The organism is Vibrio sp. 1069, from assembly GCF_033340555.1.
This window is the reverse complement of sequence record NZ_JAWOWP010000249.1, coordinates 1-806: the sequence shown is the minus strand read 5'-3', so window position 1 is coordinate 806 and position 806 is coordinate 1. Positions and strand designations below refer to the sequence as shown.

Annotated in this window: 1 protein-coding gene; it reads left to right on the top strand. The window is 41.4% G+C overall.

Going from position 1 to position 806, the window contains the following annotated elements; all coding sequences use genetic code 11:
* Positions 1 to 561 (top strand): transcriptional regulator EbgR (ebgR, locus tag R7040_RS25780; protein WP_318097478.1); only part of this gene is annotated, 561 nt, incomplete at its 5' end.
* Between the last annotated feature and the right edge of the window lie 245 nt (positions 562 to 806).

Below are 806 nucleotides of genomic sequence, written 5' to 3'. Positions count from 1 at the left end.
ATCGACTTTTCAGATCCAACTAGTCCTTACGATTGCGTTGATATCGACCTTGTAAGAATCAGCAAGCAAGTGGTTGATTTCTTTGTACAACAAGGCTACGAGCGCATCGGATTTATTGGTGGACAAGACGAGCCCAACACCGCAGACATTCGTGAAAATGCGTTTGTGGACTACGGCAGTCTAAAAGGTGTGGTTTCTGAAGACGACATTTATCGTGGCGATTTCTCTAGCTTGTCCGGTTATGACTTAGCGAAAGAGATGCTGGCCAAAGGCGATTTCCCAAAAGCGATGTTCATTGCTTCGGACTCCATTGCGATTGGTGTGTTACGAGCAGTGCATGAGTTTGGTTTAAACATTCCTGATGATATTGCGCTGATCAGCGTGAACGACATTCCTACCGCGCGCTTTACCTTCCCTCCTCTATCGACCGTTCGTATTCATTCTGAAATGATGGGTATTCAAGGCGTGAACTTGTTAGTAGAAAAATACCGTGACGGACGCGCACTGCCCCTTCAAGTGTACGTTCCAAGCAAGCTCAAGCTACGCGGCACAACTCGATAAAAACACCCTCAAAACTGCTCAAATAAGGCACTGAATTTTCAGTGCTTTTTTATTTCTTCTTTTATTTTCTACCGAATTTTTACTGTTTTTACTTTCCAAAACAATCTAGAACGCATTCCTTTATGCTGATCACATCTTGCTCAACATTGGTCATTTAAAACGTGACCAAGTTAAAGTAAAACGTTTTCACCAATTTATTTTAGTAAAACTTTTACTAATATCTTTCTCAGATTATTCATAAGCAT